Here is a 7,591-nt window from a genome sequence, read left to right as displayed (position 1 = left end):
ATTCAGGACACTCTCACTTTTCCTGAGCGTCTTGAGAGCTCTATCTCCTACTAATTTGAACTGGCTGATAAAGATGCCTCGTTTCTAATAACAAGGTTTTGTTGGTCGGTAACTCTTGCTATCTCCCTCTACTTAATAGATTAATCTACAGGCAGTTACGTGAACTCCCCGGTTATAACGGTTTATAGTTGGAACGTTGATGGCTATTTAATTGTTAATTCAACGTGACTTTAAGTGGGCATCTGTCTGCGGGTAAATATCTTTAAGCGCCTACTCTCAAGCTGATCTCCATTTGTTCTTGAACTTCAAGGTATCACTTTTCTCTATGACTCCTCTCGAACCTCTTATAAGGACTTGTTTATAAGAATGGTAAAACTACGTACAGACACAACTAAAGTCGTTCTCCGTGTGTTTGAGAAGCCCAGTTGAGCAATTTCATGGTTAGTTGGTATTGGGCAGGTAAGTGTTTGATGAGCTTGGTTTATAGCTATTGTAGAAGTTATCTAGGGTTAAATAGCAGATACAAAAAAGCCGATGTTAGACATCGGCTTAGTTTGAGTCACTTTGAATTAAGCGGGTTGAACTAGAGCGAGCGCTTTACGAGAAACCTCGTGAGCTGCTTTCGTTAAGTTTTGCTTCTCTAGTGCGTCAGATAGGTATCCGTAATCTGAAACATTTGAGCGAAGTGCTAGGGCTTTTTCGAAGTGGCTTTGTGCTTCCGCCCACTTCTGCTCTCTTAAGTAGAACTGAGCCAGCGCGCTGTGTGCTTCGGCATTACCACTGTCTTTACTAATTGCACGTTCTAGCATGACCACTACTGGGTGGTGATCGGATAAGTTCAGCTCTGGAAGCAACATGTAGAGTTCATTTGACCCACTCTTTGCAATGTTCTCTTTGATCACAGTGAAGGCTTCTGAGTCAGCTTTGCGAGCGATAAGTTGCTTCACAAAGCAGGATACAAGGTGCGAACTTTGTTTCTGTTTTCTTGAAAGCTTGTTCCAATGGCTGATTAAACCTTCGCTACCTTGCTGTTGTGCCACATCATGAAGTAGCCCACATTGTGCTTTCTGTTCTAATTCACGTTGCTCATCAGCTGTTAGAAGTTTGTTCTTAACTAATTTAGGAGTTAACTCTAGCAATGGCTGCCATAACTTCAGTTGCAAGTAAGTGGCTTTTAACAGGCCAAGTACAGCAGTGTTATTAGGGTATGTGCCTTTTAGGGTCGAAAGTGTATCGAATGCAGCTTCGTAGTTTGACTCGCTGATTTGTTGTTTAGCTTTAGTTAGCTCAACCGCTAGTAGAGAGTCGTCCTCTTGGCTAGCAAGCTCGATGTACTTATCTCGCTCACTTGTATTACCTTGTTCGTGTGCCGCTTGAGAAGCGACTAAATAACAAAGTAGAGGCATGTCGTGATGGTTAGCCCAACGAGTTACTTTCTTCTCAGCGCCTTTCCAGTCACCTTCAAGTAGCTTGATAATGCCTTCATTGGTATAACGACGAGAACGTTTCAGCTTACGAACACTGAACCAGTTCCAAGTTGTCGAGCTTGCGTACATAAGCTTTTTAAATAGGTACTCTAAGCCGAATAGAGCCGCTAGAAGAGCAATGACAAAGATAACCAGTGTTGTCACGCTCATCTCAATAGTCTTATTCGCAATTGAGATCAGAACGTAGCCTTGTTGACCAGAGAACTGAGTACCAACAATTAACCCAGCACCTAGAACGAGAAAAAGAAAAATCCAACGAATCATTATTTTTCCTCCGTGGTCATAACGGTGACTTCACGACGTAGGCGCTCACGTATCACATCTGACAACTCATTTTGAGATTCAAGCTTTACAGGGTATTTCACAGAGATGTTCTGTTCACTTAGCTGTTTAATCGCTTTCTCAAATTCAATCACTGAGTTGTTATCTTGGTTTAGATACGCTTTCGACCACTCGCTAGCGGTATTAAGAGCTGCGCTATAGAGTTCACCTTGTTCTTTGTAGACGGCGCGAATCGCGGTTTCTAATTTACCTTTGATGTTTTCACGCAGGTAGAAGTGTTGTTCAGGAGAGAGTAGAGGGATAACTTCGCCATCACGACTACGGAAGGTAATGAAGTTTTCTGAGAAGTCTTTCATCGACGTCATCAGGTTGTTCTGCCAATCATTAATATCTTGCGATACCGCTTTTTTCTCAACAACCGCAGCTTCCGGAAGAATCGCATTGGCAAGCGGCAGTGTATCGACTTGCTGTTGCAAGCTTGTGATACGCAGAACTAAGCCGTCACGGTCGATCAGAGGAATAGTGCGAAGCTTGGTAATGTCATTGGTCATTGATTGACGCAGTGACACTAAGCTCGGGTCATTCAGTGCTGCGATACGTTGATCGGCGCTTTCCATTAACTTGGTTGCGCTAACGGCATCATGCTCGAGGAACAGTTTACGTCCTGCTAGTTTCACAAGGTAATCGGCTTCGGCAAGTAACCAGTCATTCGGGCGGCGACCTTTCACGTCAGCCACTGCTAACTGCAGGCTTTGAATGCTCTTCTGCTGTTGAGATTGCACGACCTGAGTTTTCTCCACCGCGTGTGAGGCTTCTTGGATAGTCTCTTGCTTGATGGTTTGTAGGTCTTTATTTACCGCAGATTGGGTATTTTGAAGTTGTGCTTGAAGAGCGGCTATTTGAGCCGAGTATTCAGCGCTCTTTTGCTGCATTTGAAATGCGATACCGCCACTGAAGATAATTGAAATAGCGATCGCAATAGCGCCTAGTTTGACACCGCGCTTACCTTGCTTTTCTGCTTTCTCTATTTGCTCTTTATGCTCAGCTTGAGGCTGCTCATTTTTAGCGGTATTTGAAGCAGAGGCATCAAGCTTCTGTTCAGGTTGTTTTGTCTCTGTAGAGTCAGCTTTTTCGTTTTCAACAACTACTGGCTGAGTATCTTGTTTCTTTTCAGGTTCAATATGCTCATTATTTTTTTTGCTTGTCATGCTTATTTCCTGTTTCTAGCTAGGGCCGGAGAGCAGCCAGTAATATTTGGTTCGTAGCACTGTGAGTATTGGTCACATTCGAGAAGCCGAGTTGTTGTGCTCGTTCTACAATGCGCTGGCTTGGGACAAATAGATGTCTTGTTGAAAGCCAAGCCAAATACTCATCAGGGGTAATTGAGCAGAGATACTCCAATTGTTCCTGACTAGTGATGACAACTTTGGACGTTTTTTTGTTTATCCATGTTTGATAGGTATTGTGGTCGCTAATAGGAATATATTCTCTACGGTAGGTCTCACAATAAGAGACTTGTGCACCTCGATTGAGTAGAGAATCCCTAATGAGCTCACGCCCACCATTGCCACGTAGTATCAAAATGGACTTATTTTCTACGCCATTAAGTTCAGTAAGTTTAAGAAGATGTTCACTATCACTAACTTGAGGATAGTTTACTTTTTGTTTACAGACTTTGCTTAAAACGTGCGCAGTTTTTTGACCAACGCCAAGATAAAGCGGCGAAGTAGGCCAAATGGATGAGGTTTTTGAAAGGATGCTTTGGGCAGCCGCCACGGCGTGGTGACTGACTGCAATAATGATATCGCTGTTATTAAGCTGGGTGCTTAAATCCGCAGAGTTGGGATTATCCACGATACGAATCAGCGGATGATGGATTGCTTGAACCCCTTCATCCGCTAGTTGTTGGCAAAGCGATTGTCCCTCTGAACCGGGACGAGTCACCAACACTGTCATGATTATTCTTGGTCAACGTAGAGCTTGGTTAAGATTTCTCTCGCGCCATCATCCAGCAATTGATTTGCCAGAGTCACGCCAAGTGCTTCTGCATCTTTGCGAGGGCCAGAGATCTCACCACGAACCATCTTAGAACCGTCCGGTTCACCAACTAATGCACGTAGCCAGATGTTTTCGCCATCTAATAATGAGTAGCTGCCGATAGGAACCTGACAGCCACCTTCTAGGGTAAGGTTCATTGCACGTTCGCACAGTACACGATCAGCCGTGTCTTTATGATTCAGTGGTTCAAGGAGTTTAATCAGACGCTCGTCATCAAGGCGACACTCAATACCAACAGCGCCTTGGCCAACAGCAGGGAGAGACTGCTCTGGTTCGATGAAGCTACGAATACGCTCTTCTAGCTCTAGACGTTTAAGACCTGCAGCAGCCAGTACGATCGCATCGTATTGACCATCATCGAGTTTACCTAGACGAGTACCAACGTTGCCGCGCAGCTCTTTGATGATCAGATCTGGGCGGTATTCTAACAGTTGGCATTGGCGACGCAGACTGCACGTACCCACGACAGCACCTTGTGGGAGTTCGTCGATGTTGTTGTAAGTGTTTGATACGAAAGCGTCACGCGGATCTTCGCGCTCACAAATTGTTACCAGACCTAGACCTTCAGGGAAGTCGACAGGTACATCTTTCATTGAGTGAACCGCTAGGTCAGCACGACCTTCTAGCATGGCTACTTCAAGTTCTTTAACGAACAGTCCTTTACCACCCACTTTAGCAAGCGGAGTGTCTAGGATGATGTCACCTTTGGTCACCATAGTTACCAACTCAACCTCTAAACCAGGGTGAGCAGCTTGCAGTGCATCCCTTACAAAGTATGCCTGCCAAAGGGCAAGAGGGCTTTTTCTGGTCGCGATACGGATTGGTGCTGAATTTGTCATGGTGTTTCCGATATAGGTTCTGTAATAGCCTAATCCTACCATTATGAGGCGAGAATTCTTACTGTTTGATCATTCCATACTTTGATAGCTGAGAGATTTTCATGAGTTCACCAAAATAGTGTGATTAGTATCTCATTTGAAACATGGGCTATTATTAGAAATAGTCAATAAAGAGGACACTACGGCGCCGTGAGTTTAACTTTCTGTCATCAAGGAATTGACCAGTATGACGGGTTCCTTTGCTTTACCATTAAGGGTAAAAGTGTTAAATTGATCACGTTTTGTTGCTCCTTTCGTTCAGTAACTAAACAGAACTGCACTTAACCTCAAACCAAGGACTTACCTTGCAGGCTTACACTCAAACTTTGATTCAACGATTAGACAATCTAAATCAGCAGCGCATTGATCGTGCGTTGGCGTTGATGAATGTGCAAGGCCAGCGAGTATTCAACCTTATTCCCGCACTGCTTCACTTCAATCACCCGATGATGCCTGGTTATTATGACCAACAAGTTCCTTTTGGAATTCGTAGCTTCACGCTTAATGAATTCCAAAAGCAATTTGTCTCTGATACCGAATTAACGCTGGGTGGCAAACTCACCGAGACGGATGAACCAGCAATCCTTGGCTTGTACACCATGGGTAGTACTTCTTCTATTGGTCAAAGCACTTCAAGTGATCTTGATATCTGGGTGTGTGTTTCCCCGGATATGGATGGCGCCTCTCGCGATAGCCTAACCAACAAGTGTCTCTTGATTACCGATTGGGCTGAAACCTTGGGAGTAGAAGCGAACTTCTTCTTGATGGATGAAGAGCGTTTCCGTTCGAACCATTCAGAAGAGATGACCGGCGATAACTGTGGTTCTTCACAGCATTTATTACTGCTTGATGAGTTCTATCGCTCTGCGGTTCGTTTAGCTGGTCAGCGTTTGTTGTGGCAAATCATTCCGCCAGAAATGGAAGAGTGTTACGACGAGTATGTTCAAGGTTTGTGTCAGGATGGTTATCTTGATTGCTCGCAGTGGATCGATTTCGGCAAGCTGAATCGTATTCCCGCTGAAGAGTACTTTGGTTCAAACCTGTGGCAGCTCTATAAGAGTATCGACTCACCGTATAAATCGGTTTTGAAGGCGATCCTGTTAGAGGCCTATTCGTGGGAATACCCAAACACCCAACTGCTGAGTATTGATACCAAGCGCCGCTTCTTTGCGGATGAACCGGATCTGTATGGCATGGATAGCTACTATCTGATGCTTGAAAAGGTAACGCGCTATCTAGAACGCATTAACGACCACACTCGATTGGACTTGGTAAGACGCTGTTTTTATCTTAAGACCCACGAGAAGCTGTCACGAGATGCGGGCATTGGTTCTGTTGCGTGGCGTCGTGAAGCCTTGACTGAGATGACTAAGTCTTGGAATTGGGGACATGAAACCATTGCTGAGCTCGATAACCGCCGTAACTGGAAGGTTGAGCAGGTTAAAGTGGTGCACCATGCACTGCTTGATGCCTTGATGCTGAGCTACCGTAATCTGATTCAATTTGCGCGTCGTAACGACATCACTTCGGCAATCAGCCCACAAGATATCAGTATCTTGGCACGTAAGCTTTACGCTGCGTTTGAGGTATTGCCAGGTAAAGTGACACTGCTGAACCCACAAATCTCTCCGGATCTGCATGAACCCGACTTGAGCTTCATCGAAGTTCGTCAGGGTCAGTCGAATAAAGCAGGTTGGTACTTGTATAAGCAGCCACTGGTTGCACACCGCATTCTTGGTCAGCCTTCTCTAGAGCACCATGAGTACTTGAGTAAGTTGGTAGCATGGTCGTTTTTTAATGGCTTGATTACCGAGTCGACACGTTTGCACTCTGTGGTACGTGACGCTCACATCGATATCGATAAGTTCTATCAAATGGTGAGCGACCTGCGTAATACGTTTTCTTTGCGTAAGCGTCGCCCAAGTATGCAAGCACTGGCGAGCCCGTGTGAGATAAGCCAGCTAGCGATGTTCATCAACTTTGAAAATGACCCGACGTCTGAATTAAGTGGTCGTGCATTAAAAGTGGACCTCAAGAACGCTGATATCTTCAGCTTTGGTGAGGAAGGTAAGAGCTTAGTCGGCAGTGTCGACTTAGTTTATCGTAACTCTTGGCATGAAGTACGTACGCTGCATTTCCAAGGTGATACGGCAATGCTGGATGCGCTGAAGACGGTACTTGGCAAAATGCACCAAGATGCTTTACCGCCAGAATCGGTTGATGTGTTCTGTTACAGCAAAAACCTGCGTGGTGTGATGCGTAACATGGTGTATCAACTGCTTGCTGAGTGTATCGATTTACGATTGAAACCGATTGAACCCGAGAAGCGCCGCCGCTTTAAGGCTATTCGTTTAGCTAATAAGATGTTTGGTCTGTTCTTCGAACGTCGTGGTGTGTCGGTACAGATGTTGGAAAACTCGGTCGATTTCTACCGTAGCATCTCAACCAATAAGCTCAAAGGCTCACCTTTACTGATGCTTGATAAAGAGCAAGAGTATCAGCTACCAGAAGTGGTGGATGGTTTTGCGAGTGAGGGCTTGATTCAGTTCTTTTTCGAAGATACCGACAAAGGCTTCAATATTTATGTATTGGACGAGTCGAACCAAGTTGAGGTCTACCACCAGTACAGCGGTGAAAAAGATGAGATGATCGCGAGCGTGAATTCATTCTACACGTCGGTAAAAGATGAGTCGAAGATGTCGTCTAAGTTGATTAACTTTAATCTACCTCAGTACTACCAAATCGTTCATCCTGAAGAAGGCAATTCCTACGTTGTGCCTTATCGTAACGATGCAACTTTAGCTTCTCGGAGCTCAAAGATAGTCAACATCTAGTCTTACTAAGACTGATTGATATTAAAAAAGGAGTGATTGATTCACTCCTTTT

5 protein-coding genes are annotated in these 7,591 nt (G+C 44.8%); 1 reads left to right on the top strand and 4 read right to left on the bottom strand.

Annotation, left to right across the window (positions count from 1 at the left end):
- Window positions 1-569 precede the first annotated feature (569 nt).
- The 4 genes from AB4323_RS21745 to hemC are packed head-to-tail and all read right to left on the bottom strand — an operon-like array spanning window position 570 to window position 4,666.
- Window positions 570-1,751 carry a heme biosynthesis protein HemY gene (locus AB4323_RS21745; RefSeq protein WP_372153329.1) on the bottom strand — a complete coding sequence of 394 codons (1,182 nt, stop codon included), beginning with the start codon at window positions 1,749-1,751 and terminating at the stop codon, window positions 570-572.
- On the bottom strand, window positions 1,751-2,977 hold the full coding sequence (locus AB4323_RS21740) for a uroporphyrinogen-III C-methyltransferase (protein ID WP_017061006.1): 1,227 nt from the start codon (window positions 2,975-2,977) through the stop codon (window positions 1,751-1,753). Before AB4323_RS21740 ends, AB4323_RS21745 begins: the two co-directional genes overlap by 1 nt.
- Window positions 2,978-2,996: 19 nt before the next feature.
- The gene (locus tag AB4323_RS21735) at window positions 2,997-3,725 is read right to left on the bottom strand and encodes a uroporphyrinogen-III synthase (RefSeq protein WP_017061007.1); all 729 of its coding nucleotides are present in this window, start codon (window positions 3,723-3,725) and stop codon (window positions 2,997-2,999) included.
- Between the two features lie 2 nt (window positions 3,726-3,727).
- Entirely contained in the window at window positions 3,728-4,666 is a 939-nt protein-coding gene (gene hemC / locus AB4323_RS21730) for a hydroxymethylbilane synthase (RefSeq protein WP_017061008.1), read from the bottom strand.
- A gap of 344 nt (window positions 4,667-5,010) precedes the next feature.
- Here hemC and AB4323_RS21725 point away from each other — a divergent pair, with 344 nt between their 5' ends.
- Entirely contained in the window at window positions 5,011-7,539 is a 2,529-nt protein-coding gene (locus tag AB4323_RS21725; protein ID WP_017066755.1) for a class I adenylate cyclase, read from the top strand.
- Window positions 7,540-7,591 lie beyond the last annotated feature (52 nt).

Origin of the sequence: Vibrio sp. 10N.261.52.C11, from assembly GCF_041471405.1 — a bacterium.
In the GTDB taxonomy this organism is placed as follows: Bacteria; Pseudomonadota; Gammaproteobacteria; order Enterobacterales; family Vibrionaceae; genus Vibrio; species Vibrio crassostreae_C.
This window is presented reverse-complemented; position numbering and strand designations above follow the sequence as displayed.